The 25,874-nt window shown below is 46.0% G+C and carries 21 protein-coding genes; 13 read left to right on the forward strand and 8 right to left on the reverse strand.

The annotated features are described in order from the left end of the window. Positions 1–70: 70 nt before the first annotated feature. The 8 genes from AACV32_RS09220 to AACV32_RS09255 all read right to left on the reverse strand — a co-directional run bounded on the left by AACV32_RS09220 (position 71) and on the right by AACV32_RS09255 (position 9,644). Entirely contained in the window at positions 71–685 is a 615-nt protein-coding gene (locus tag AACV32_RS09220; protein ID WP_170894959.1) for a glutathione S-transferase family protein, read from the reverse strand. Positions 686–698: 13 nt separating this feature from the next. After that, positions 699–1,730 carry an NADP-dependent oxidoreductase gene (locus tag AACV32_RS09225; RefSeq protein WP_094123575.1) on the reverse strand — a complete coding sequence of 344 codons (1,032 nt, stop codon included), beginning with the start codon at positions 1,728–1,730 and terminating at the stop codon, positions 699–701. 83 nt (positions 1,731–1,813) lie between these two features. Then, positions 1,814–2,410, reverse strand: a complete 597-nt coding sequence (locus tag AACV32_RS09230; RefSeq protein WP_038169460.1) for a TetR/AcrR family transcriptional regulator — start codon at positions 2,408–2,410, stop codon at positions 1,814–1,816. A 154-nt stretch (positions 2,411–2,564) separates the two neighbouring features. Further along, positions 2,565–4,862 carry a glycoside hydrolase gene (locus tag AACV32_RS09235; RefSeq protein ID WP_170894960.1) on the reverse strand — a complete coding sequence of 766 codons (2,298 nt, stop codon included), beginning with the start codon at positions 4,860–4,862 and terminating at the stop codon, positions 2,565–2,567. A 75-nt stretch (positions 4,863–4,937) separates the two neighbouring features. Further along, the gene (locus AACV32_RS09240; protein WP_170894961.1) at positions 4,938–5,765 is read right to left on the reverse strand and encodes a DUF2861 family protein; all 828 of its coding nucleotides are present in this window, start codon (positions 5,763–5,765) and stop codon (positions 4,938–4,940) included. Then, on the reverse strand, positions 5,758–6,411 hold the full coding sequence (locus AACV32_RS09245) for a response regulator transcription factor (protein WP_013868288.1): 654 nt from the start codon (positions 6,409–6,411) through the stop codon (positions 5,758–5,760). Before AACV32_RS09245 ends, AACV32_RS09240 begins: the two co-directional genes overlap by 8 nt. Beyond that, positions 6,408–7,853 (reverse strand): ATP-binding protein, encoded by a 1,446-nt coding sequence (locus AACV32_RS09250; RefSeq protein ID WP_170894962.1) that lies wholly within the window; start codon positions 7,851–7,853, stop codon positions 6,408–6,410. The genes AACV32_RS09245 and AACV32_RS09250 overlap by 4 nt, the downstream gene beginning before the upstream one ends. A gap of 93 nt (positions 7,854–7,946) precedes the next feature. Next, positions 7,947–9,644, reverse strand: a complete 1,698-nt coding sequence (locus tag AACV32_RS09255; protein WP_017049297.1) for an RluA family pseudouridine synthase — start codon at positions 9,642–9,644, stop codon at positions 7,947–7,949. A gap of 574 nt (positions 9,645–10,218) precedes the next feature. On the opposite strand from AACV32_RS09255, the gene AACV32_RS09260 reads away from it, so the two are divergent. From AACV32_RS09260 to vasI, 13 genes are all read left to right on the forward strand, one after another. Beyond that, positions 10,219–11,307 (forward strand): hypothetical protein, encoded by a 1,089-nt coding sequence (locus AACV32_RS09260; protein ID WP_017049296.1) that lies wholly within the window; start codon positions 10,219–10,221, stop codon positions 11,305–11,307. A 387-nt stretch (positions 11,308–11,694) separates the two neighbouring features. Continuing rightward, a complete protein-coding gene (tssB, locus tag AACV32_RS09265) occupies positions 11,695–12,204 on the forward strand; it encodes a type VI secretion system contractile sheath small subunit (protein ID WP_017043584.1) in 510 nt (169 codons plus the stop codon). A 49-nt stretch (positions 12,205–12,253) separates the two neighbouring features. Further along, positions 12,254–13,729, forward strand: a complete 1,476-nt coding sequence (gene tssC, locus AACV32_RS09270; RefSeq protein ID WP_026027753.1) for a type VI secretion system contractile sheath large subunit — start codon at positions 12,254–12,256, stop codon at positions 13,727–13,729. Between the two features lie 2 nt (positions 13,730–13,731). Further along, complete coding sequence (tssE, locus tag AACV32_RS09275) at positions 13,732–14,169, forward strand: type VI secretion system baseplate subunit TssE (protein WP_013868295.1); 438 nt, start codon at positions 13,732–13,734, stop codon at positions 14,167–14,169. 6 nt (positions 14,170–14,175) lie between these two features. Then, positions 14,176–15,945, forward strand: a complete 1,770-nt coding sequence (gene tssF / locus AACV32_RS09280) for a type VI secretion system baseplate subunit TssF (RefSeq protein WP_013868296.1) — start codon at positions 14,176–14,178, stop codon at positions 15,943–15,945. Then, positions 15,909–16,931, forward strand: coding sequence for a type VI secretion system baseplate subunit TssG (tssG, locus tag AACV32_RS09285; RefSeq protein ID WP_026028436.1), 1,023 nt, complete (start codon positions 15,909–15,911; stop codon positions 16,929–16,931). The genes tssF and tssG overlap by 37 nt, the downstream gene beginning before the upstream one ends. 4 nt (positions 16,932–16,935) lie before the next feature. Beyond that, on the forward strand, positions 16,936–18,408 hold the full coding sequence (gene tagH / locus AACV32_RS09290) for a type VI secretion system-associated FHA domain protein TagH (RefSeq protein ID WP_017049294.1): 1,473 nt from the start codon (positions 16,936–16,938) through the stop codon (positions 18,406–18,408). Between the two features lie 2 nt (positions 18,409–18,410). Then, complete coding sequence (gene tssJ / locus AACV32_RS09295) at positions 18,411–18,890, forward strand: type VI secretion system lipoprotein TssJ (protein ID WP_013868298.1); 480 nt, start codon at positions 18,411–18,413, stop codon at positions 18,888–18,890. Between the two features lie 4 nt (positions 18,891–18,894). Beyond that, positions 18,895–20,229, forward strand: a complete 1,335-nt coding sequence (gene tssK / locus AACV32_RS09300) for a type VI secretion system baseplate subunit TssK (protein ID WP_017044997.1) — start codon at positions 18,895–18,897, stop codon at positions 20,227–20,229. Positions 20,230–20,231: 2 nt separating this feature from the next. Further along, positions 20,232–21,005 carry a type IVB secretion system protein IcmH/DotU gene (icmH, locus tag AACV32_RS09305; RefSeq protein WP_170894963.1) on the forward strand — a complete coding sequence of 258 codons (774 nt, stop codon included), beginning with the start codon at positions 20,232–20,234 and terminating at the stop codon, positions 21,003–21,005. Positions 21,006–21,028: 23 nt separating this feature from the next. Further along, positions 21,029–23,647: a type VI secretion system ATPase TssH gene (gene tssH, locus AACV32_RS09310; protein WP_170894964.1), complete on the forward strand. Its 2,619-nt coding sequence runs from the start codon at positions 21,029–21,031 to the stop codon at positions 23,645–23,647. Between the two features lie 2 nt (positions 23,648–23,649). Continuing rightward, positions 23,650–25,212: a sigma-54 interaction domain-containing protein gene (locus AACV32_RS09315; RefSeq protein WP_170894965.1), complete on the forward strand. Its 1,563-nt coding sequence runs from the start codon at positions 23,650–23,652 to the stop codon at positions 25,210–25,212. Further along, positions 25,209–25,868: a type VI secretion system-associated protein VasI gene (gene vasI / locus AACV32_RS09320; RefSeq protein WP_013868303.1), complete on the forward strand. Its 660-nt coding sequence runs from the start codon at positions 25,209–25,211 to the stop codon at positions 25,866–25,868. Before AACV32_RS09315 ends, vasI begins: the two co-directional genes overlap by 4 nt. Positions 25,869–25,874 lie beyond the last annotated feature (6 nt).

Below are 25,874 nucleotides of genomic sequence, written 5' to 3' on the forward strand. Positions count from 1 at the left end.
AGTCATTTCCATAATGGAAATAAAAATGCCACTTCGACGATAACGAAGTGGCGTCATAAGGAACCTAAGGTTAGGCGTATTGCGCTTCGATTTGGGTCGATTTTAAATAAGCAGGGTGAGTGGCGAGCTGCTTTAAGTAACGTTCAATATTCGGGAAGTGAGTAATCGCTCCATTGGTCAGCAATATTTCAGCAATGAATGACATCATGAAATCAGCGCCAGTGAGTTGATCGGCCACTAAGTAGCGTTTACCCGCTAAACACTGGTCAAAATAACTCATCACTTTGGCCGTTTCGCTTTCTGCATAGCCACCAAGGAAATTAGTTTGGCAGCCATCTTTGGCAACAAACATCTTTAATAGCAGCGGCAATATGGCAGAGCTTTCCGCAAAGTGAAGCCATTGCTGGTATTGCACATATTCCACGCTGCCACGCTGAGGCGCAAAGTGTTGGCCGTATTTTTCTATCAGGTAATCAGTAATGGCGCCAGATTCAGTAATCACCAAACCATTGTCTTCAATCACAGGTGACTTACCTAACGGATGCACGCTTTTTAGCTCCGGCGGTGCCAGAAAGGTCACGCTATCACGTTGATATGGAACCACTTGATACTCAACCCCTAATTCTTCAAGTAACCAGATTATGCGCTTAGAGCGTGATTTATTTAGATGGTGAAGTTTGATCATTATGTGGTCCTTATTAAAGTGGTTGGTTGATTTGGATAACCAGTTTGCCAAAGTTTTTGCCTTCCAATAGACCAATAAAGGCTTGTGGTGCGTTTTCTAAACCGTCAATCAGTTGCTCGCGGTATTTCACTTTCCCTTCGCTTAGCCATTGAGTCATGTCAGTAGCAAATTCGTTATAGCGATGGCCGTAGTCATCAAAAATAATGAAACCTTGCATGCGAATTCGTTTGGTGAGTAAGGTGCCCATCAGCATAGAGAGACGATCAGGTCCTTCAGGCAGCGACGTTGCATTGTATTGAGAAATCAAGCCACACAGCGGAACTCGCGCTGCTGTGTTAAGCAGAGGTAAAACCGCATCAAATACTTTACCACCGACATTTTCGTAGTAAACGTCAATCCCTTGAGCACATGTTTTAGCCAATTGCTCTGCAAAATCGTCAGCTTTGTGATCAATACATTCATCAAAACCTAATACTTCTTTAGCGTAACGACATTTTTCCTCACCGCCAGCAATGCCCACCACTTGGCAGCCTTTGATTTTAGCAATTTGACCAACCGTTGCCCCTACTGGGCCAGTAGCTGCGGCGACTACCACCGTTTCACCTTGCTTCGGTTGGCCGATGTCTAGCAAACCCATATAAGCGGTAAAACCGGGCATTCCCATGATGCCTAGTGCGTATGAGGGTGAGGTTGGATTTTTACCGAGTTTAAGTAAACCTTCGCCGTTAGAAATAGCGTAATCCTGCCATCCGGTATAAGCGAGTACCCACTCACCTTGCTCAAATTTTGGGTGGTTTGATACTTCCACTTGACACACGGTCCCGCCTACCATGACATCATCAATCGCGACAGGATCGGCGTACGATTTAGCGTCACTCATGCGGCCGCGCATGTAGGGGTCAAGTGAAAGATAAACACTACGCAGCAGCACTTCACCAGCGGCAGGTGTTGGTTTAGGCGCATGTTCTAAGCGAAAGTTAGCAGGCGTTGGTGCACCGACAGGGCGTGAAGCGAGTACAATGCGGCGGTTAGTTTGTTCTGTCATTGGAGAGTCCTTTATTATTTTAAATTAGACCAGTCGTCTAGTTTGGGTTTCAAAAAAACCGCTATCGAAATAGCGGGTGAATCTTAACTAGGGCACTGGCCTTGCAAAATGTGTTCGGTGCTCGTAAGCGCTTGTGCAAGCCCTTGGTTATCTTGACGCAGTTTACTGAGCAAACTTGCGCCGAGCCAAAGGTTATAAAGCAATTCTGCAGTTTGCTGGCTGTGTTGTACGTGAATGGAGCCGTCGTCGATCCCTTGTTGGATACATTTTCCGACCGCCTCAATAATGCTATCTGCACCTTTAAGTAAAGCAATACGCATCGCATCAGACAAGTCTGAAACTTCAGCGCTTAATTTCACCACCAAGCAGCGCTGTGCGTTACATAAGCCATTGCTCTGCTCATACCAACATTGCCAATAATGCATCAAGTGTTGATAGGCGTTGCCTTCTTCTTGGTTAAAAAGGGCATTAATCCGTACTAAATAGTGCTGAAAATAGTCCGTAATCAGTGCCTCGCCAAATTGCTCTTTTGACTTAAAGTAGTGATAGAAAGAGCCTTTGGGCACATCAGCGGTTTTTAATAATTCAGACAAGCCTACGCTGGTGAAGCCTTTGGTTACGACAAGTTGGTAACCGACCTCAAGGATGTGTTGGCGAGTATCATGGGTTTTTGTATTCATGGACGGCACTATAATTTAAATTAGACCAGTCGTCTAGTTTTGTTTGTTCATATTGTATTTGTGCTACTGGTTATGGTTGCTGAATGATAGAAATGGACACTTCCTCCTTGAAGTGTCGCACTATTATTTATCTTTTAATGAGTGAGAGATGAGACTATTTTTCTGTCTTTAGCGTATCCGATGCCCAAATGAGGTTTTGCCCATTGCTGAGTTCAGCTTGAATACTCAAGGCTGGAACTATTTCCTTATCCTCTTTTTTATATGGCTGCGTAGAGAAATTGGCGGTAATTTTACTGCCATCACCAAAGGTTGTTTGTTGTACCATCCCTTGTTCATCAAGCCATTTAAAATCGACTAAAGGTTGGTTCCACACGACTTCATGGATTGGTGCAAACCCTTGCTGATAACGGCGTAATGCGTTAACTCGTGCGCTGTTAGGCGTCGCTTCATCACGGCTAAGGTGAATCATCGCTGGGGTGTTGTACAGCATGGCGATTAAATCTCGCTCCGCTTGCACGTTGGAAAACTTCACGCTGTCGTTGTGCCAGTGGTGACTGTTGATCACCTCATCATGGAACACGGTCTGATAGAGAGGGATACGGTATTGCGGTGCAAATAACAGTGTTTTGTACGGCTCTTTGACTTGCGCGGGTTTAAAGAAAAAATCAGGGCTCGTTGTTGGGAACCATGCTCCAAGAAAGTAAGGCGATTGGCGGTTAGTTTTCATATCAGGATCTGTCCAGCCAAATCCTACCGTTTCTAAACCATGAGCAAAAGAGAGCCCTTGTGTCGTCAGGCTGTTGCCATCTTCAGAGCCGAGAACCACATTCTGTTCATTGGCTATCCAGCGCATGCGTTGATTAAATGCCTCCAGCATCGCGCTTTCTTTCATTCCTTGGCCCTCTTGGTATGAGTAATCTTCACGGGCCATTCCGGTCCCATCCACATCAAGAAACAGGCTGTTAAAGCGGCCATATTTTAAAATTGCCTCAATGCGTTGCTGCACAAAGCCCAATTGGCAGGCTGGGTTAAGGTAAAAGCCGTTGCCACGAAACCCTTTTTGTTTTTTGCCATCGGCGTTTTCTATCGCACATTGCTTGCGCATTGCATCCGGTAGCTGCGCGGTAAGCCAACCATCGTTGATACCTTTTGCTATGGCGGTATTGTAGGAGTCGTACACCCCAACTAAGTAGCCAGCCTGTTTTGCTTGATCAACCACTTGTGGCTGGTAAAAGGCGGGCATCCAATTATCCAAACCTAGCCAGAGGTGCTGCAAACCAGCTGAGCTGAGTGCGTCAATCATGGATGTCGATAGCCCTTGTCCCCAAGTGCTGGCATCACGTAGAAACGGTAGTTTCTGCTCTGCGAGCCATGCTTTTCGTGCCTGAGCGGCTTGGTATTGGCTAGCTATCCCTGCTTCTTGGGTTGAAGGTTGCTCTTTTATCCAAGCATTGAGCGAGCGATTCACTTCGTCAATCAACAACCGTTTGTTGTAGTTGTTGAAAAAATCTTTTCCTTTAACGAGTGGCTTAAGCTCTTTGAGCGCTTCGTTTGATGCTACCCACTGGGGCTGCTTAAAATACCATTCTTTAAGTGCCCAGAAATCAGTCACATCTTGTTTGGACACTAAGTCTTGGCCAAACAAGTAGACATGACTTGCGCCGATAAGCTGTTTTATGGTTGGGTTTTGCTGCGCTTTTTGTTCGAGCGTTTGTGATAACCCATTCTCTTTTCGCCACTGACGGTAGCGTTTGGCACCATCTAGTGGTGAGTTGCCAAGGGAGATTTCCACCTCAAAAGGCTCATCTTTGTTGAGCACAGTGAAAGCGTGCGTGGCTTGCATGTCTAGCTTGTTTTGCTTGGCGCTAAAATTGAGTTTGTTGTTGGTGGCGGTATTGAGTTGGTAGCTCACATACTGCTCATTGCCAGCTTCCACACTCCAAAATGGCATTTTGAGATCTTGGGTGGTATTGCTGGCAGAGCGTTCCGCTATGAGGTAGTTCACCCACTGTGGGTTATCGGTTGGAATCCGCATTCCTTCACTAAAAGGAAGAATAAGCGTTTTGCTTTGCTGCTCAGGCAGTTCAAACCACTGCACGGTTAACGGTTTAGCACGAGAGATCTTACTCTCAGCGCTCGCGGTAATCGACAGCTTCAATGTTTGTTGTAAATTAGCCTCGACCTTTAACTGGCTAGGAACAAGCAGCCAAGAGGCGTGATGTTGATTATCTTGTTGCAGTTGGCTGACTTGTTGTGGCTGGCCGTTAACGGTTAGCTGGCCTTGGTTAATGGTTAGCTGGGCATTTTGCTGCCAATCAATAGCAAAATTTTGTGGCTCTATTTGCACGGTTTGGTTTTGATTATGCAGTGTAATTGACGCCGGTTGTGATTGGCTAGCCAACGCTAAAAGTGGCGTACAAGTGATCAATAAAGAACAAAGTGGTTTATACATGGTTTGTCATTTCCAGTGTGTCTCGGTGTGTTGATTACATAAGAAATCGACAACTCAATTGTCACCCTGATGTCTTCATTGAGCCTGATTTGGCAGAGTCAAACGTTGTACATATTCCACTTTGATTGCTCCTTGATATTCGACAGTTTTGATCAGAGTACTGAGCCATTTAGCCGAGCAGGGGGATGAGCTTGGTTTGTCCAATAATTGCTGAGTATTACTCATAGCTACCATATCTTGCTGCTTGATTAACTGAAATTGGTCGTCAAACCATTGCCAAGCAAGGCTTGTTGGGGGGCAGTTTGTCAATACTTTGGGGGACTCAAGTGCTAGTGGGTAGCCACCGTTGGGAGAGGCGGATTGCAACCATGTGGAGCCAAAAGGCATGGTAAGAACTAACCAATAGTGTTGTTTGTCGAGTGTCAGTCGATAAACGCCATCTTGCGGAGCAAAGAGCAGTTCTGGGCTTTCTAATTCTATATAAGGGGCGGATGACGTTACTTGGCTCTGTGAGATGAGCAAGCCATTGTCAGGGCCAAGAAGTTCAACCTGACTAGGCAGCTCTGCTCCTTCCATTGATAATTTGAACTGGTAACCTTGCTGCATCACGTTGGTTTTTTTTTGTATCGAGACTTTGATCAGCGCCGCATTTGGTACCACATCGCTTAAGAGCTGTTGGCCACATTGGGTTTGTTCAATAATGGCATGCTTGACGCTTGCCCAGTGTTGCGTGGCAATGGTTTGGTTATTGAGTGCGAGGATCAACTCTTGCCAGGCAAGCTGTGGTTGATGGTTCACTAAAGCGCGATAGGTTGATTGCAGTGGTGTTGCCATAAACCAATCATCACTCACGGCGTGGCTTGGACTAACGACGAACAGTACAAACAGCCAAAGGTTACGCATTGGACACCTCGACTAAACGATACCCAACGCCACGAACGGTTTCGATATTGAGTGAGGGTAACTGCTGCCTCAGCTGTAAAACATGATTATCGACGGTTCGAGTTGAGGGAAAGGCTTGGTAGCCCCACACTTTATTGAGTAGTTCATCACGGTGAAAAACACGTCCTTGGTTTTGAACCAGCAGCAGTAATAGCTGAAACTGTTTCGGTTTTAGCGTCATCAACTGCTCACCTAAGGTAACGCTGCGCTTTGAGAGATCAATGGCAATGTCAGCGTAGGAAAGCAAGCTTTCTCCTAATGGTCGCAGTTGCGCTTGAATTCGCGCCAGTAATTCTTGTTGCGAAAATGGCTTGGTGACGTAGTCTTTTGCCCCCGCCATCAGACCTGCTATTTTTTGCTCAACCTCGATTTTGGCCGTCAGGATGATCACTGGCACGGCTTTGGCCATTAGCCATTGAGGTAGATGATCCAAGCTGTCTCCTTGAGCCAGTTGTCTATCTAAAATCACCAAATCGGCGCGAAACCATGCTTTTTTGACTTGTGAGAGCTGCTGTACCCACAAACAATCAAAACCTTGCTGTAGCAAGTAATCATGCAAACCTTGCCCGAGTAGGGGATCATCTTCGACCAATAACAGTGTGTTCATAATGGTAATTCCAATTGGCAGCGAGTGGGGTGGGCTTTACACGTCAGTTTGCCGCCCATTTTAAGCATCAAATGGCTCACAAGACGGAGCCCAATCCCCATATTGGAAGCCGTGCGAGAACGGGAAAATAGCCGTTTTAGACGAGAGGGAAACTCGCCTTCATCGCTAACGCAAAGCCGCAGTTGAGTGTCAGTCACGCTGGCCGTTATTGAGATTGTCCCTTGACCATGTTGCTTGGCATTACGGATCAAGTTATCCAAACAGATCCCAAGCCAGTAATACGGCAGTGTGAGCTCGATATCTTGTGTCAGTTCATAGCTGAGTTCGTGTTTCGCTACGCAGTGATCTAACCAATCTGAGAGATAAGCGGTTTGACATTGAAACGGCTCATTTGGGTCGCTACTCAAAAATCCTTTACTGGTCTGAGCAAGCTGAGCTAAACGTTGGTGATCGGCCAGTAAGCGGCCGAATGTATCTTGGGCCAGCTCTGGCAGAGTATCAAATTGCTGGCGAAACTGCTCAACGGTCAAGCCAAGACTGGTGATAGGGGTGCGTAGTTCATGTGTTAGCAACTGTAAAATAAAGCGTTTTTCTTTGGCTTGTTGGCGGCGTAACCAGAGCGTCCTACTCAGCGTTGTCGCGAGCAACAGCAGTAATATGACCGATAACCACAGTGAGATATTGGGTTTTTCTTGGCTAGAGACACACAGATTACTGTAGCGTAATTGGCAACTTTGAGTAGCCGCTGTGATGGCCGACAATACCAATTGCTGATCGAGCGCGACTTTTTTCCATTGCAATGCGCTTAGTACGCGAATACCGAAATCGCCACTGATCCATAGCCGTTGTTGACGGTCAATATAAGCGCGATAACCGCTGACCAAGGCATCTCGCCCTGCCGTTTCTAAATCGGTAAAAAAGGTGTACAGCGGATGCTGAGGGTCAGAGAGAGTCGTGTAGGGCTGTAGCTCGGCGTTTTGCTCGGCCGTTATGTTATGAGTAGAAAAAGCTAAGTATCGCTCTGCGTAGCTCCCGCCTGCAGGATGCAGAAACGGAGCAGTCTTAAACCAACGGATGGGCAATTCATCGCCTTGGCATAAAGCGAGTTCAAACGACGCTGCTTTTTGCAATTCAGGGCGTGATGCCAAGGTTTTTGATAAACCGGGCGACAGTGCGCACTGTGAGGCTATCGCTTTGAGCTCAGTTATGGTTTGCCATGAATAACGGGAAAAATCAGGATAGGCGCTGGCGCTGAGCAGAAGATCGATAGGGTATGAGTTAATGCTTTGCAATGGCAAGGCTCGCGCAGCCGATAGCGATTCGGCTTGGCGTAGAAAATGCTGCCAACGATCTTGCAGCGTTTGCTCTTGCCCGTGTGCTAGGTTTGATTGCCCTAGCACTGCGGTGAGTGTGATCAAAAGGTACAGCAGCCGTGTTCTCAACGTTAAGCACTTAGAAAAAGGTTCGCATTCGCGAAATTATAGCTGTGCTAAGTCAGGATTTGTCACCTCAATGTCACTAAAGCGGAATGTCGATCAAAACTCGGCATCCACCGTGAATGTCATCCTTTGTTTGGTATAAGGGTGATCAAAGCTCAGTGACTCAGCATGTAGATGTAAACGCGCTCCTTTCGTGCCATAAAGATCGTCGCCAACGATGGGTAGGTTGAGTCCTTCCACATGAGCGCAATGCACACGCAATTGGTGGGTTCGTCCTGTTTTGGGGTAGAGGTAGACTTTACTGAATCCATCTTGGCATTCAATTAATTGCCAGTGAGTGTCAGCGGGTTTGCCATGTTCAAAACAGACCAATTGACGCGGCCTGTCATCTAAATCGCCCCGCAGCGGTAAGCGAATGTCACCATGCGATTGCTGTAATTCACCAGCGAGTAAGGCAAGGTAGCGTTTTTCAACGCCGCGAGTAATAAATTGCTTCTGCAGACTTTTATTGGCTCGGCGGGTGAGAGCAAACACCAATAAACCTGAAGTAGACATATCGAGGCGGTGGATCACAAAAAGCCCTTCATCTGAGCTAAACGTTTGTTGCAGACGAGTATAAACAGAGTCCTGAATGTTGACTCCGGGAACGGATAGAAACTCGGCAGGTTTGTTGACGACAACAATCGCTTCATCCTGGTAGATGATGTCGATCTCTTTGCCTTGCGCTGGGTTATGCAATAGCGGGTTATCATCGAGCTTCAGCCCATCAAGCATGTGAGCCAAAATCGGTTGGCACTTGTTTTGACAAGCAGGATAGAATTTCTTGTGTTGACGAATTTCAGATTTTGGTGACGCTCCCCACCAGAATTCGGCGAGTGAAATCGGTGTCATCTGATGTTGAAACGCGTAGTGCAGCAATTTTGGTGCGGCGCATTCTCCAGATCCTGCTGGTGGAACAGGGTTAGCCGTAAGACGGAAAATCTCCCCCAGAGATTTTTCAGTGCCGTATTGATTGAGAAATCGATAGTGAGAAAAAAGTCGTTGCTGCAACGCATTAGAGAGATTTTTACGCTGCTCTTTTAACGCATCAATCTGTTCTTGAAATGCGTCTATTTGCGCTTGTAGTTCGTTGAGGTTGACGTCCCATTTTCGTTTTAATTGCTTGAGGAACGTTTTTTCAGCCACACTTTGTTTGGCGAGACAATCTAAGGTTTCACGCAATTGTTGGGCATCATTTGATTGTTCGGCAAGGATGCGTTGCTGTTTACGCTGTTCACGACCTTGAATCATCAGTTGGCGATGCGCTTCTAATTCATCTTGCGCCTGCTGTTGGGCCGTGGTCCATTGCTGCTGAAGTAGCGCACGCTGTGGATCGCACTCCAATTGTTCAACTTGCTGATTAATTTGATTGATTGGCACGCTGCCTTCCAAGAAAAAACCATCGTTAGTGAGCATGTCAAATATAGGCGGCACAAAATGCGGCAGCAGGTTTTGCTCAGCTAACTTCCCCGAGAATGCAGACAGGTACCCTAGCTCTCCACTTTGTTTACGCACCACTAAAACGCCAAACATTTTCCCGATAGCTTCCGGATGCTGGTTTAGCACGCCGTGATTATCGAGCCCAAAATTATGTTGCCAATTCTGCTGGTTCAGCAGGTGTTGTTGCAGCTGGCTTGCCGCTAATTCGCTTAGCGGATGCGGCTCGTAACAAAATGGGAAAGTAAAGCGCTCAGGCAGAGAGTAGCCTTCAATAGGTTTTTTAAAGGCAGTAAAACAGGGCGCTGGTGTCGGCATTTTCTCTGGCTCGCAGTGGATGGTGGTGGAGAACGCAGAATTGTACTGATTTGACCTAGAAATGCCAGTTTCTGGTTGAACGGCGATGATGATACGATTAATTAATGTAACTAGCTTATTAATATCATTAATATAGCTTAGTGAATCCCAAAGAAATAAGCTAACAGTGTCGATTTAACCTGATGCTATGCGTTTATTTAAAACATATAGAATGATTGGAGGATTAATTCATTTTATTTCTATGTAAAACAATGTCAGCTTTATGTTAGTTTTTTGTCATTAATTCTATTTGTAGTGATTGGTTCCTGATTCTATTTAATTTAATGAGTGTATTGTTTTTAATTTTGATGGGTAAAGGCTGAGTATTGATTATCATATAGGCAATATTATGCCCGCTCGGGCAATTTGTTGCTCGCTCGGGCAATTTGTTGCCCGCTCGGGCTGTGGGGCTTTATTCTTAAGTAAGCGTAATTGAAGGGAATGATTTTTGCTTACGTGTTTATGGATAAATGGTTAGTCAGTTAAGGAAATATAATGAGTCAGAGTATTGTAGTGGGTAATATGGAAACGGTTCATGATGGATTTCTGCCAACGTCTATCATTGTGTGTTCCGCAAGCGTCAAGTTTGGAAGCCGCGTCAATGTGGATTAATAAAACATATGCCATTTTAGCGCTCTCCTTATTTCCTTCGATGGTGTTACATGCTGAGCAAGAAACGTCTGTAGCAGAAGTGTATGAAGTAGGAAATATGTCTCCAGAAAAAGCGTTTGCTACCGGACGACTGCTTCGAGCGCAATACAAAAATATGGAATCGCGACCATACCTCCAGTACGCGGCAGACAACGACAATTCGGATGCCGCCTTTCTCTACGCGATGGAGCTTTCGAACTACAAAACGACCATTAGAACGCCTCCTGAAGCGCGTGAATATCTGCTTAAAGCCGCAGAATTAGGCAATCGTCGCGCCATGAAACATCTTTATACTGATGCCAAGTGGTTAAGAGATCGCGATGTGCAGTATTGGAAAAGCCAGTATTACGATAGTTTGATTCGTTTAGGACGAGATGATCCTGCACAAGCCACTTACGAGCTTGCCCAGTTTTACAAAGGTATGGATAACGAGATGTATAGCTACTATCTCGATAAAGCGGTCAGTTTTAATCATCCACGAGCATTGATGGATAAAGCAAAGCAAGTTCAAGCTGGTGGAGGCCTGTTTTTAATGCCTGGGGAAAGGGAGACCAAGGTGAGAGAGCTCTATCTCGCGGCTGCGAAGACAAACTATATCCCTGCGATGAGACGCTACATCGGTATTTTAGAGAGCAAAGGCCGTTTTGAAGATGCCTATCAATGGCGACTGATGGCCTTAGAGCAAGGTGATATTACCTCTTTGGCAACGGTAGTTAAGATTCTGCTCGGCGATAGCGCATCCTATCATTTTGTGACTCCCGATCGGATCAAAGCGCAAGCCTATTTAGATTTATATCTCTCTGCTGCTGGTACTGAACGTATGCAGTCGCTCTACTCAATATTGGAATTAGAGGAAGAAAGCCTTGCTGGTAAGATGAGTGAGCAAGAAAAAGCACAAGCTAATGACATATTTCTTAACTATAAGAATAATCTGAATTTTTATTATCATGATGTCTTTTGGGATATTAATTAGGTAAATTATACAGTATTAGAAACGGCATATTTTTTTGGGTGAAGATCATGTTTTTGTGATTTTTTATATTTAAAATGCTCCTATATGAATAGAATGTGCCGAGAATTTTAAATCCCCACGAAAATATCGATAAATCTAATGGGGTAATTTAGGGAAGAGTTTAATAGCTAATGCTAATTAATGGGATTTATTGTTTAAATGCTCATTAAAATCTACCAGATAATAAATATTAAGAGACTTGAGCTCTATTAGAACTTAAGTCCAATAGATTTAACTTTAATTTTTACAACGTTATGTAACCCTCGGCCTGAGTAAGTGGTAACTAAGTTTAGCTACGCTCTTGTCCGTAATTTTGACAATGATTGGCATAGGTATTGGAGACGTAATATGTCTAAAGAAGGAAGTGTAGCTCCTAAAGAGCGGATTAATATTAAGTATATTCCAGCAACGGGAGATGCACAGGCTGAAGTTGAGTTACCGCTAAAAACTCTGGTGGTGGGTGATTTTAAAGGCCATACCGAAGAGACCCCACTTGAAGAGAGACAAACCGTTTCAGTGGACAAGAACAACTTTGAAGCGGTTATGCGTGAAAGCGATTTGAAACTGACCACTACAGTGCGCAATAAACTGAGTGGCGATGAAAATGCTGAGCTTCCTGTTGAGCTTAGTTTCAAATCTCTTGCTGACTTCGAACCGGATTCAGTGGCAGCACAAGTTCCAGAATTAAATAAATTGGTTGAGCTACGCCAAGCTCTTGTGGCCTTAAAAGGTCCTTTGGGCAATATTCCCGCATTTAGAGAGCGTCTACAAGAGCTACTAAATTCGGAAGAATCGCGTGAAAAACTTCTATCTGAGCTAAGCCTAGTGAGCGGCAAAGAAGAAGAGCCTCAAGCATAAGGCTTGATCAACCCAACTTTTTATTTAATCAAATTTAGGAACGAAATTGATGTCTACTACTGAAGCCGTCTTAGAGAGACAAAGTGCCACCCAAGGCAGTTTACTTGATGAAATCATGGCACAAACGCGCATTGCACCGACTGAAGAAGGGTATGATGTTGCGAAGAAAGGGGTTGCTGCGTTTATTGAGAATCTCATCGGTTCGAATCAAACGGAAGAGCCGGTTAACAAATCACTCGTTGATCAAATGCTGGTTGAGCTTGATAAGAAAATCAGTGCTCAAATGGATGAGATTTTGCACGAAGAGCGTTTCCAGCAGATGGAATCGTCATGGCGTGGTTTGAAACTGTTTATTGACCGTACCGATTTTCGTGAAAACAACAAAGTCGATTTGTTGCATGTAACGAAAGGCGAGTTGCTTGAAGACTTTGAATTTGCACCAGAAACGACGCAATCTGGTCTTTATAAGCACGTTTATTCTTCTGGTTATGGCCAATTTGGTGGTGAGCCGACTGGCGCTATCATCGGTAACTTTGCTTTCACGCCATCAACCCCTGACATGAAGCTACTGCAATACATGGGTGCACTTGGTGCGATGGCTCATGCTCCATTCATTTCTAGTGTAGGCCCTGAGTTTTTTGGTATCGATTCTTTTGAAGAGCTACCAAATATCAAGGATCTTAAGTCAACATTTGAAAGCCCTAAATACACTAAATGGCGTTCTCTACGTGAATCAGAAGATGCGCGTTACCTTGGCTTGACTGCGCCTCGTTTCTTATTGCGCGTACCTTATGATCCAACAGAAAACCCAATTAAATCATTTAATTATGTGGAAAGTGTCAGCGCTTCACACGAACACTATCTATGGGGTAACACCGCGTTTGCTTTCGCTACTCGTTTAACCGATAGCTTTGCCAAGTACCGTTGGTGTCCAAACATCATTGGCCCACAAAGTGGCGGTGCGGTTGAAGATCTGCCAGTGCACGTGTTTGAATCGATGGGTGCACTGCAAAGTAAGATCCCAACTGAAGTGTTGGTGACTGACCGTAAAGAGTTTGAATTAGCAGAAGAAGGTTTCATTGCTTTAACCATGCGTAAAGGCAGTGATAACGCCGCATTCTTCTCTGCAAACTCGATCCAAAAGCCAAAAATATTCCCGAATACCAAAGAAGGCAAAGAAGCAGAAACCAACTACAAGTTGGGCACGCAACTGCCATATATGATGATCATCAATCGCCTTGCACACTACGTCAAAGTGCTACAGCGTGAGCAAATTGGTGCTTGGAAAGAGCGTCAAGATCTTGAACGCGAGCTTAATGGTTGGATCAAACAGTACGTGGCTGACCAAGAAAATCCACCAGCAGACGTACGTAGCCGTCGTCCTCTTCGTGCTGCAAAAATCGAAGTCATGGATGTTGAAGGTGAACCAGGTTGGTATCAGGTCTCTCTCTCTGTTCGTCCTCACTTTAAGTACATGGGCGCGAACTTTGAATTGTCATTGGTTGGTCGATTAGATCAAGCATAACCATGACTTATATTGCACCTGAAGAGAGTGCATTTGGTGTCGGCTTCTTTGAACGTTTAGAAGCTGGCACCAAGCCTATGTCTTTGACTCAAGGGCCAAATGCATGGGATGTGCTCCAATCAATCAAACGCAATGTTTCCAATATTTTGAATACTCGCATGGGTGAGGCACAAAGTGCTCCAACGTTAGGTTTAGTGGATTTTAACGATGCAACGTTAGAAACCTTAGACTTATCGCTGCGGATTAAGCTTGCGATACAAAGCTGCTTAGATGTGTATGAGCCCCGTTTACGAAATATTGTGATTCGATCCGAGTCGGACGTGTTTAGCCCTTTGATGCTGCGCTTCCATATTGTGGCCGAAATAAACAGTGATGCGTTACATGAGAAAGTGCAGTTCAACCTGCTACTGGATCAAAACCGAAAGTACCGAGTGTATTAGAAAATTATGGCTCAAGATAAGTACTTCAGAGAAGAGCTTGCTTTCCTTAAAGAACAAGGAAAGCATTTCACTGAAATTCATCCTCAACTCTCTCGCTTTTTACACGGTAAAACGACGGATCCTGATGTCGAGCGTTTATTGGAAGGATTCGCCTTTCTCACCGCTCGCTTGCGCGAAAAAGTTGAAGATGAATTTCCTGAGCTAACGCACTCCATCATCAACATGCTATGGCCAAACTACTTACGTCCTGTGCCAAGCATGAGTATTGTCTCGTTCACACCGGATAAAAGTGTCAGTGATAAGCAGCAAATCGCTCGTGGCACTCAGCTCGATAGCAAGCCTGTTTTCGGCACCAAATGTCACTTTAGAACCTGTCGTGACGTGCAGATTTACCCACTGAAATGTACTGACGTCACTGCGCAGCATACTAGAGAAGCGACCATCATCGAAGTGTCGCTTAATATGTTGGGTGAGATAAGCGTCGGTGATGCGCATCTTGATGATCTGCGCTTTTACTTAGGTGGTGATAAATACAGCTCACAAATGCTCTATCTATGGCTCAACCACTACCTCGATAAGATTTCTGTTGAAGTCGCGGGGGTAGAATTTACGCTGCCGCGCAATAGCTTCCAAACGGTCGGGTTTGATAGCGAGCAGTCGCTTTTGCCCTATCCTTCCAATGTGTATGAAGGTTATCGCGTTTTGCAGGAATACTTGTCGTTTCCTGAAGCATTTCATTTTGTTGACATTACCCGTCTGGCTAGCGTAGTGCCGAAATCAGTGCATGGTGCGTTCAAACTGAAAATCAGTTTTTCGAAAACCTTGCCAGCGGACGTTCGAGTGCGTCAGGATAATTTCCAGTTGTACTGCACCCCTGTCATTAATTTGTTTGAACATGATGCCGATCCGATCGATTTAACGGGCAAGCGTTCAGAGTATCGCATTATTCCCTCTAGTCGTTACCCTTCTCACTATGAAGTGTTCAGCGTTGACGGCGTGTTCGGTTGGCAAGACAAAACTCAAGCCAGCCAACGAATTCGGGGTGAAAAACGTGTCTATTCAGCATTTGAAAGTTTTCAGCATGAAGTGGAGCGGGTTCGAAATCGTGAAGCGCTCTATTACCGCACGCGAGTGAGAGACAGTATCCGTGGCGATGGATTTGATAATTTCATCTCTTTCATTCGCGGAGATGAAACGCAATCCATGCATGTCGATGAAGCCATCTCGCTCAAACTCACCTGCACCAATCGCTTATTACCGCTCGAACTCGGTGTCGGTGACATTTGTGAGCCGACAGACAGCTCCCCCCCCTTTGCCACTTTCAGCAATATTACCGTGCCTTCACAATCTCTGCGCCCAGTACTGGATGGCAGTCTATTGTGGGTATTGATTTCTAACTTATCGCTGAATTATTTATCGCTGCTGTCCAAAGATGCCTTAAGCAGTGTGTTGCGAGCTTACGATTTCAGAGCCTTGGTGGATCGCCAAGCGGAGCGTGTTGCGCGTTTGCGTCTTGAAGGGATCCAAAAAATTGAGTCGCAACCCGTGGATAAAATATTGCGCGGTTTGCCAGTGCGAGGGCTGCAATCGACGATTCATATTGATCAAAACTGTTTTGGTTCAGAAGGGGAGCTTTACCTCTTTGGCACCGTGCTTAGCCACTTTTTTGCCCTATATGCCAGCATCAATTCGTTTCATGAGCTGATCGTTATTAACGCGTCCAATCAAGAGAAGTACACATGGGGAACACAGACAGGAATGCAGCCATTGATCTAGAGATGGCTGCGGCGGCTGTGCCGGAGCCTCTACTGGGTTTACCAAGCGATGTACGAACGTACAACTTCTATCAGTTGGTGGAACTGCTGCAAAAACTTAATGCGTTTAATCCTGAATCAGAAGATTGGGAGCGGACATGCCAGTTGGTATTCAGTGCCAACCCCAGTTTAGGCTTTGCACCAGCGGACGTAACGGATTTACGTGAGTTCGCGGATGAGCGCCTGATCTTACAAACCAATTTTTTCGGATTAACTGGGGCACAGTCACCGTTGCCTGGTTTTATTTTGCAGCAATTGGTCGAAGAAGATCCCGGTGGTTTCAAGCGGCCCTTTTTAGATTTTTTCAATAACCGGTTGATTAACCTTGTATATCGCGTATGGCGAAAGTATCGCTATTACGTCCGTTTTCAAGCGGGTGCGCAGGATCAATTTTCATCACAGCTGTTTGCTTTAGTCGGTTTGGGTGATGCGGACTTGCGCGGCGAAACACCGATAAATTGGTGCAAGATGCTGGCTTATGCGGGCACTTTGGCTGGCCGAAGTCGTTCACCGCAAGTGGTGTCTGGCATCATCGCGCACTGTTTTGATCTGCAAGAAGTCAGTATTCGCCAGTGGGTTCGACGCAAAGTCCGGATAGAGCCTTATCAGCAGTTTTGCTTAGGTAAGCAGAATGGTGAGCTTGGGATCAACAGCATGTTGGGTGAGTCAGTGATGGACTGTAACGGTAAGTTTGTTATCTGTATCAAAAACTTAACTCGAGAACGATTTGCCGATTTTTTGCCATCAGGCAAAGAACATCAACCGCTGTGTAAGTTGGTGGAGTTTATTTTACGAGAGCAGATGGCTTACGACCTTGAGCTGACCATGCACGAGAGCGAGGCTCCGGTGATGAGTTTATGCCATGACAGTGGTGTGGCTTTGGGTTGGTCATCATTTTTAGGGCGCGATTTGGCGGACAAAAGCGTGCTTATACAAGTAAGGCAATAGCGATATGCAGAAGAAGCAAACGCTTTCAATGGTAGTGACGAATGTGCAACTACTGGAATCAGGATTATCCGCACAAGCGATGTTTAATGTGCAAGGCGGTGTGATTGGCTCTGCAAGTGATGCGCATTGGCAGCTTCGTGACGGTAAAGGGAAAATTCAAAATCATCACTGTGCCATCCGTGTGATTGATGGTGCGTTTTGCATTCAAGATCTGGTTGGTAATACCTATGTTAATGGTTCCCATAAGCCGTTAGGGCAAGGTGCCTCGGCTAAGTTGGAGCATAAAGATGAAGTGGCCATTGGACCTTACCAAATTCGTGTCATTTTTGGTCAAGTGGGTGAAGACGATTCTCTGATTAATGGCTCTTTGGATCAGCTGTTTGCTAAAGAGGGGCTCGATCTACTCAAAGATGGTCCATTGGATGATATCAGCCGCGACGAGGATGAACCAGAGCCGAGTTCAATGGACCCTATCGCCGCTTTAGATGATTTATTGCAAGGCATTAAACAAGAAGAGTCGTTGCTTGAAGAGACGGAAAAACCACTCGCACAAGCACAACATTCATTAGTGCCAGAATACGATAGCCAGCAGTCGCAACTGCAGTTTACGCCTCAAGCTGACAGCGAGTATGAGATGACGTCATCGATTCGATTAAAGAAAATTCTCGGTTTTGGCAAAACCTCCACCGATTTACCACCTATTCCGGCTGTTGAGCACCATGAGATTGCGCAACCACCGACTCATTTGAACATTAATAACAGTATTTACAACGTACCTGAGGGCTTAGCGATGGACGATAAAGTATTAGATCTACTTGAGGAAGAAGTGGCGAGAAGCTACCACCCTCACTCCGAGCAACACAACAGCTCGTCAAACAATGCATCACACTTATTGACCGGCCCTATGCTCACCGGGCTAGGTGTTGACGTTGGCAATAGCCACGATATGGCGAAAATGCACATGCTTTCAGAAGAGCTTGGGCAATCGTTGCAAGCTTGTGTGCAAGGTTTGCTTGAGCTTCACCAGCAAGTGAGTGAAGGGCGTTTTGGTATGATGAATCGTAACTTGCAACCGATTGAAGATAACCCACTTCGCTTGGGGCTATCATACGAAGAAACCATTCGTACTCTGTATGATGCTGATAAAAGTGTGGTGCACTTGTCTGCCCCAGCGGCGATTGCCGAAAGCCTAAAAAATGTGCGCGACCATAACGAAGCAATGCAGCACGCCACTAGCGAAGCCCTAAATCAGATTCTTAATGCCTTTTCTCCTCAAGTGCTACTGCGCCGTTTCCAACATTACAAGCGCAATAGTGATGCACAGAACCACTCTTCAGATGCTTGGGCGTGGGAGATGTATTGCCACTACTACCAAGAGCTCACTTCTAATCGCCAAAAAGGATTTGAGAAACTGTTTTGGGAAATTTTCGAGCAGTCTTACGACAAGAAAATTCGTGAAAAACAGCTGGAGCTATAACGGTGAACAAGCGGTCTTTTGTCCTGCTGATGCTACTGACGGTATTAACCGCCTGTAGCTCATCAGAAAAGTATGAGCCAGCCACACAGCCGACCAAGGTAACGTTCAGTCTCGTTAGTGATGAAGGTACTAACCCTAATATTTGGGGTGAAGCGTCGCCGATAGAGGTTCAAGTGTTTGAGCTCAAAGATGATTCGATGTTTATGTCTGCCGATTATGACCAAGTAAAAGCAGACTACAAAAAAGCGTTACGCAGCAATTTTATCGCCAATTACGATTATGTAATGACACCAGGCCAGTTTAAGTTTGTGAACGCGTTCGAGATTGATGAAGGCACGAACTACATTGGGGTCATGGCGCATTTTGCTGAACCTGAGCTGAGTGAATGGAAAAAGGCCGTCAAAGTGCTTAACAAAGGTAGGGAATATCATCTTTTGATGTATTTCAAAGACTACGATGTAAAACTGGAAAGGGTGGAATAACAAGATGTTTGCGCGTAATCGTGTCATTTGGAATGAAGGTCTATTCATTAAACCGCAGCATTTCCAGCAGCAGCAACGCTATTTTGAATATCATATTGATGAACGCATCTCATCAGTCAGTGGCTACCTTTACGGAGTATCAGAGTTATCACTTAACCCTGAATATCTCTCTTTTGGTCGTATCGCGATCGAACGTGCGGTTGGTATTATGCCTGATGGAACCGTTTTCCGTATTCCTCAGGAAGATGTGTTGCCAGATGCGCTCGAGATTGCCGATGCTTCGCTTGCAAACCAGTTGGTCTATTTAGCGGTGCCACTTCGCAGTGAATCGTTAATGGAGATTAACTGGCCTGAAGAGCGTGGAACCGGGCGTTATTTAAGCAATCGTCTAGAAGTGCGTGATGTACATACCGTGCGCGGTGACACCACAACGCTAGATGTCTCACCTGTTCGTGTGCAGTTGATGCTTGAAAAAGAAGACAGAAGCTCTTACGCCTCAATTGCGATCGCTCGTATTTTAGAAAAACGTCCTGATGGCAGTGTCGTACTCGATCCGGACTTTATTCCGTGCCATCTTAATGTTGCGAGCAATGCGGCTTTGCACCGTTTTATTAACGAAATATCTGGGTTAATGCGCGAACGTGCCAAAAACATTGCTCAACGTATCAGCTCTCCCTCTCAAGGCGGGGTCGCGGATGTGTCTGATTTTATGCTGTTGCAAGCCCTGAATCGTCTACAACCCCAGATGCAACACTTGGCAGAGCTACGCAGTTTGCACCCGGAACGTTTATTTGAGTGCCTGTCATGCGTATGTGGAGAATTGGCTACATTTACCGATGAAAGTCGTTTACCACCGAGCATCCCGAGCTACAACCATGAAATGCCGACCCACTCTTTTGGGCCGCTGATCCGCAACTTAAGACAGAGCCTAAGTATCGTACTTGAGCCTAGAGCGGTCTCGATTCAGTTGGATAAACGTAAGTACGGCCTGATGGTTGCCCCAATCCACGACCCTCAACTGGTTGAAAGCGCAGAATTCATCATCGCGGTGAAAGCACGCATGCCATTAGATGAACTGCGTCGTCTCTTTACTCAGCAGACCAAAGTATCGTCAGTGGAGAAAATCCGCGAGCTCATTTCACTGCAATTACCGGGCATTCCAATTACACCGTTACCAGTGGCACCAAGGCAGTTGCCTTACCACGCCGGTTATACCTATTACCAATTGGATAAAACCAGCTCAGCATGGTCGATGTTAGGTCGCTCAAGTGGTTTTGCTTTCCATGTCGCGGGTGCGTTTGAAGATCTTGACCTGCAATTCTGGGCGATTAGGAGCTGATGATGGCCATTGATAAAAAAAACACCCAATACAGCGGTCTGCTTTTTGACAGCGTCGAGCAGATCAACCACGACCAAGATTACTGGTTTCAACTACGTGGTGATAACCCTAATGTTTTGATTGATGCTGCTACCCCTCTGTTTGGTTTGTCGCTGCGGGTACGCAGCTTGTCAGAGTGTGACAACATTGAGCAGATCTACAAACAGACGGTAGAAGAGATTAAAGCGATTGAAATCGAGCTTGCCGAGCAAGGGTTTGAGCATGCGATTTTGATGGCTTATCGCTACATTCTGTGTGCGTTTTTGGATGAAGCCGTCATGGGAACCGAGTGGGGTGCATCCAGTGTGTGGGCTGAACATTCTATGCTGTCTCGTTTCCACAGTGAGACTTGGGGCGGCGAAAAAGTATTTACCATCTTAAGTCGCTTGGAAGGTGAACCTAAACGTTATCGCGCGTTGCTAGAGTTTATCTATCAATGCCTAGTGTTAGGTTTTGAAGGTAAATACCGTGTGATGGAAAACGGCCACAACGAGCGTGAAAAGGTGATCAGTCGTTTACATGACACCGTCAGTTCGTTGGATGAAAACGAGCCGAAAGAACTGACCTCCGCCACGGACCATGTGGTGAAATCAAAATATAAGTTAAGCAGGCAGTTACCGGTTTGGTCAGTACTGCTTGGTTTTGTCATTATTTGGGTCGGTGTGTTTTTAGGCTATTCCTATTTACTGCACAGCCAATCGGCAGACGTATTAAACCAATTGAACCAAATACTCTAATTATAAAAGGCTAGGTGATTGTAGTGATCCGTATTGAATTACCCACATTAATTTCAAAACTCAATGAACAGAGTAAGCTAGCCCTAGAGCAAGCCGCTTCATTATGTATTGAACGTCAGCACCCAGAAGTGACCTATGAGCATTTCTTACATGTGTTGCTAGAGAACCCACTTTCGGATGTGCGTGTGATAGCTAAGCACGCTAACTTAGATGTGGAAACCGTAAAACAAGCCATCAGTGCCAGTTACGCTCGTGAACAAGTGTTAGATACCTATCCAGCATTCTCGCCACTGTTGGTTGAGCTATTGCAGGAAGCTTGGTTGCTTTCTACCACTGAGCTGAATCAGAATCAGCTTCGTTCAGGTGTGGTGTTTTTAGCCGCGTTGATGCGCGCTGATCGTTATCTACCACTTAAACTAATCCGTCTTTTTGAACACATCAACAAAGAGAGCCTAAACAAAGGGTTTGATACGCTGTTGCAAGACTCTTCCGAGTCGGCGGTTGAAAAAAGCAAAGCGGGTTCTCAAGCTCCTGCCGCGCTGGATGCAGCGTCATCTTCGCCACTGCATAAATACTGCACCAATGTCACGGCGCAAGCGCGTAACGGCGAACTTGACCCAGTATTGTGTCGTGAAAACGAACTCAACTTGATGATCGACATTTTGTGTCGTCGTCGTAAAAACAACCCTATCGTTGTGGGAGATGCTGGTGTCGGTAAAAGCGCCATGATTGAAGGACTTGCATTGCGCGTCGTTGCGGGCAATGTGCCGACACAGCTGCAAAATGTAGAGTTGTGCTCACTCGATCTAGGCTTGTTGCAAGCGGGTGCTTCAGTCAAAGGTGAATTTGAAAAACGTCTTAAAGGCGTGATTGACGCGATCAAAACCTCGCCTAAACCGATCATTTTGTTTATCGATGAAGCGCACACTTTAATTGGTTCTGGCAACCAAGAGGGTGGTAGTGATGCGGCCAACTTGCTCAAGCCAGCTCTTGCGCGAGGCGAGCTCAGTACTGTCGCAGCCACCACATGGAAAGAGTACAAAAAGTATTTTGAAAAAGATCCTGCGCTGACTCGTCGTTTCCAGTTAGTGAAATTAGAAGAGCCGAGCATCAGCCAAGCAGTAGATATTCTGCGTGGCTTGAATCGTGTTTACGAAAAAGCCCATAACGTATTGATTACTGATGATGCATTGAAAGCCGCCGCCGAGCTTTCAGCGCGTTACATTTCAGGTAGACAACTGCCGGATAAAGCGATTGATGTGTTGGATACTGCTTGCGCGCGTATTGCAATTAATATCACCACACCGCCGAAGCGCTTAGCGCAACTAGAGACCGCTTGCCATCAACGTCAACTTGAAATTGATATGCTTGAGCGTGCTCAATATTTAGGTCAAGTGGTTGATTCGCATCGTTTGGATGAGCTATGTAGCCAAGAAGTGGCCGATGAAGCTGAAAAAGCGGCCTTGACTCAAAGCTGGCAAGAGCAAAAAGCGATCATTGAGCGCATTATTACCCTACGCGATCAGCTCTTAGATGGCGCTGAGGATCATGGTGAGCAGACCCAAGTTGAGCGCGATGAGTTACTTGTTCAATTGCAGGCGCAATATCGAGCTTTAGAAGAGATCCCTCATAATGATCGCCTCATGCATCCACAAGTCGATGCTCAGCAAATAGCGGAAGTGATTGCGGACTGGACGGGCGTGCCCGTTGACCAAATGAACAGCGATGAGCTGCATAAAATCACCCACCTAACGGCTATTTTAGGTGAGGCAATCAAAGGGCAAGATACTGCGATTGAGCGTGTTCACCGTAACTTATTAACGGCGCGCGCGGATTTGCGCCGTCCGGGGCGTCCAAAAGGTTCCTTCCTACTCGTGGGTCCAAGTGGCGTTGGTAAAACCGAAACGGTAGTCCAACTGGCGCAACAACTTTATGGTGGTAAACAATTTTTAACCACCATCAACATGTCGGAATATCAAGAAAAGCATACCGTTTCACGCCTGATTGGTTCGCCTCCGGGTTATGTTGGTTATGGTGAGGGTGGCATTCTTACCGAAGCGATTCGTAAAATGCCGTACTCTGTGGTGCTGTTAGACGAAGTTGAAAAAGCGCACCCAGAAGTGCTCAATATTTTCTACCAAGCCTTTGATAAAGGTGAGCTGGCCGATGGTGAAGGCCGAGTGATCGACTGCCAAAACATTGTCTTCTTCCTCACCTCGAATTTAGGTTACCAAACCATAGTCGATTACGCGCAGCAGCCTCAGTTGCTTGATGAGCAGCTTTACCCAGAACTTGCGGCTTTCTTCAAACCCGCCTTACTGGCTCGTATGGAGATTATTCCGTATCTACCGCTCAGCAAAGAAGTGCTAGAGCAGATTGTACGTGGCAAGTTAACCCGCCTTGAGCAGCTCTTTAAACAGCGTTATGCCGCTGACGTGGTGATTGAAGATAGCTTGATCGAAGAGATCTTAAGCCGTGCAACGCGCTCTGAAAATGGGGCTCGTATGCTGGAAGCGATCATCGAAGGTCAATTACTACCACCGATTTCATTAGCTTTGTTAAATAAACTGGCTGATAAACAACCAGTGCAACGCATCTATTTAGCGGCGGAAGAGGGTGAGTTTATTGGAGAGGTTGAGTGATCATGAGTCACTGGTTAGCTTACGCAACCGAGCTTGTTGTCGCGAGAAAGCCTAGCCAATTGGCCGCATTGTTTGTAGAAACGCTGCGCCGAGAGCTAAGGCTCGATACTTGCTTGTTACTGGTTCCCAGTTCAGACGGCCGTACCTTAGTGCCACAGGATAACCCGCTGAATTTAAGCTGGTCGGTCACCGATTTTGATTGTCCGTTTGCCCATGTATTGCAATCGGCCAAATCGATGCACTTAACCGCTGATGAATTGGTTTTTTGGCAATCTAATCGCCTGTTTAGTCAACTCACTAGCCGGGTCGGCATGTTAGATAGCGTGGTTGTACACCCGTTACCGAATGGGGATACACAAGTTCAGTCTATTTTGATGTTGATTGGTGAAACCCATACCTTGGAAGGCCTATTTGAGCAGCCAGATTTTATCAAGTATGTGGATGTTTTTTGCCATCAGTGGTCGTTGCTTAATGAGATGCAACGGGAAGAACAAAATCGACAAAACTTATCGGAATCCTTGTCTGACGTTCAGCGAGACAACGCTCGTCGTTCATTAATTGCGAGCCTCTCTGAAACCTTAATCGGTAACAGTTTGGCGATGAAAAAATTAAGAGAGCAGATCATCAACGCCGCGCCATCACAGCTTTCAGTGATGGTGCAAGGTGAAACAGGGACAGGTAAAGAGTTGGTCGCGCAAGCGGTGCACCAACTCTCGCCCCGTAAACAAGCGCCATTTGTTGCTATTAACTGCGCGGCTATCCCTGAAAACTTATTGGAAAGTGAACTGTTCGGCTACTGCAAAGGGGCGTTTTCCGGCGCGGATAGCGATAAACAAGGGTTGATTGCGCAAGCCGATGGCGGAACCCTGTTTTTGGATGAAATCGGTGATATGCCCTTGAGCCTGCAAGCCAAATTACTGCGGGTGTTGGAATCTCGATCTTTTCGGCCGATTGGCGGTAAAAACGAACAATCTTCTGATTTTCGTTTGGTTTCAGCAACGCATGTCAATCTCCTCGAACAAGTGCGTAATAAATCGTTTCGTCAGGATCTTTATTACCGCTTATTTCAGTACCCGATCACTTTGCCACGCCTTGCGGCAAGGATGGATGACATTGAACTGCTTAGCCAACATTTTGTACGCAGCTTTAATCAGCAGCATGCAACCAACATTCGGGGTGTGCACTATAAAGCGATCGATTGCCTAAAACGTTATGACTTTCCCGGTAATGTGCGTGAACTCAAGCACCTTATTGAATTTGGTTGTGCGCAAACACTGGATGGCACACAGGTGGAGGAGTCCTGCTTTACACAACGTTTAGCATACACTAAAGCCGATCAGCAGCCAGAGACTGAACGACATGGGCATAAGGTCGCTAAAGCTGAGTCAAGTGTCAGCCGAGTGGTGGATGATTTAAAACAAGCGGTGAATGAATTTGAGTCTCGTATTATCCGTGAGCGCCTCCAATACTTTGCTGGTGATAGGGCCAAAGCGGCCCAAAGCCTCGGTATTCCCAAGCGGACCTTGGCCTATAAATGCCAAAAATTGGAGATTAAAACACCATGAATAAACGGTTGTTTAGGCTCACAGTTTGCCTCTCTATGACGCTGTATTTCCCCATGGCGAATGCGGAAAATGACGCTATAGCACAAGCAGAGCAATGCACTACGATCACATCTCGGTTAGAGCGATTGAGCTGTTTTGACCACCTGTTTAAAACGCCTTCTGACGTGGTGATGCCTCAAGCGGCAACGCCCAATGCGCCGCTATCTTGGCAACGCGCCTTTGATAGCATCAGCCAGTATCAAGACGGGGAAGCAAGTCACTTAACCGTTGAGGGCGACGATGATAAAGGGAATGCGTGGATTACTTTGGTTGCGTTAAATCAAAATACAAAGTTTGACGATAACGCTAAACCTGTGCTGCTGATGAGCTGTATCGACAATTTGAGTCGAGTGGAATTGGCGTTTCCTAGCGCGATTGATGACCCTCGCATCCAAGTGTCGATTGCTAATATGCAGGCACAATCTTGGCGTAGTGACGATTTAGGTTTGCTCTTTTCCTCAGGCAGAGGCATGCCAGCGATTGAGATGATGAAAGCGATGGCGCGAGAAAATCGCCTTGTGCTGCGTTCAAACTCTCCTTTTGTTGATGGATTGCAGTTTGATGCGAGCGAGCTTTCGCAATCATTAACGGCACTAAAAACACGCTGTGGTTGGTAAGGAGTT

Source organism: Vibrio sp. B7 (genome assembly GCF_963888765.1).
GTDB lineage: Bacteria > Pseudomonadota > Gammaproteobacteria > Enterobacterales > Vibrionaceae > Vibrio > Vibrio anguillarum.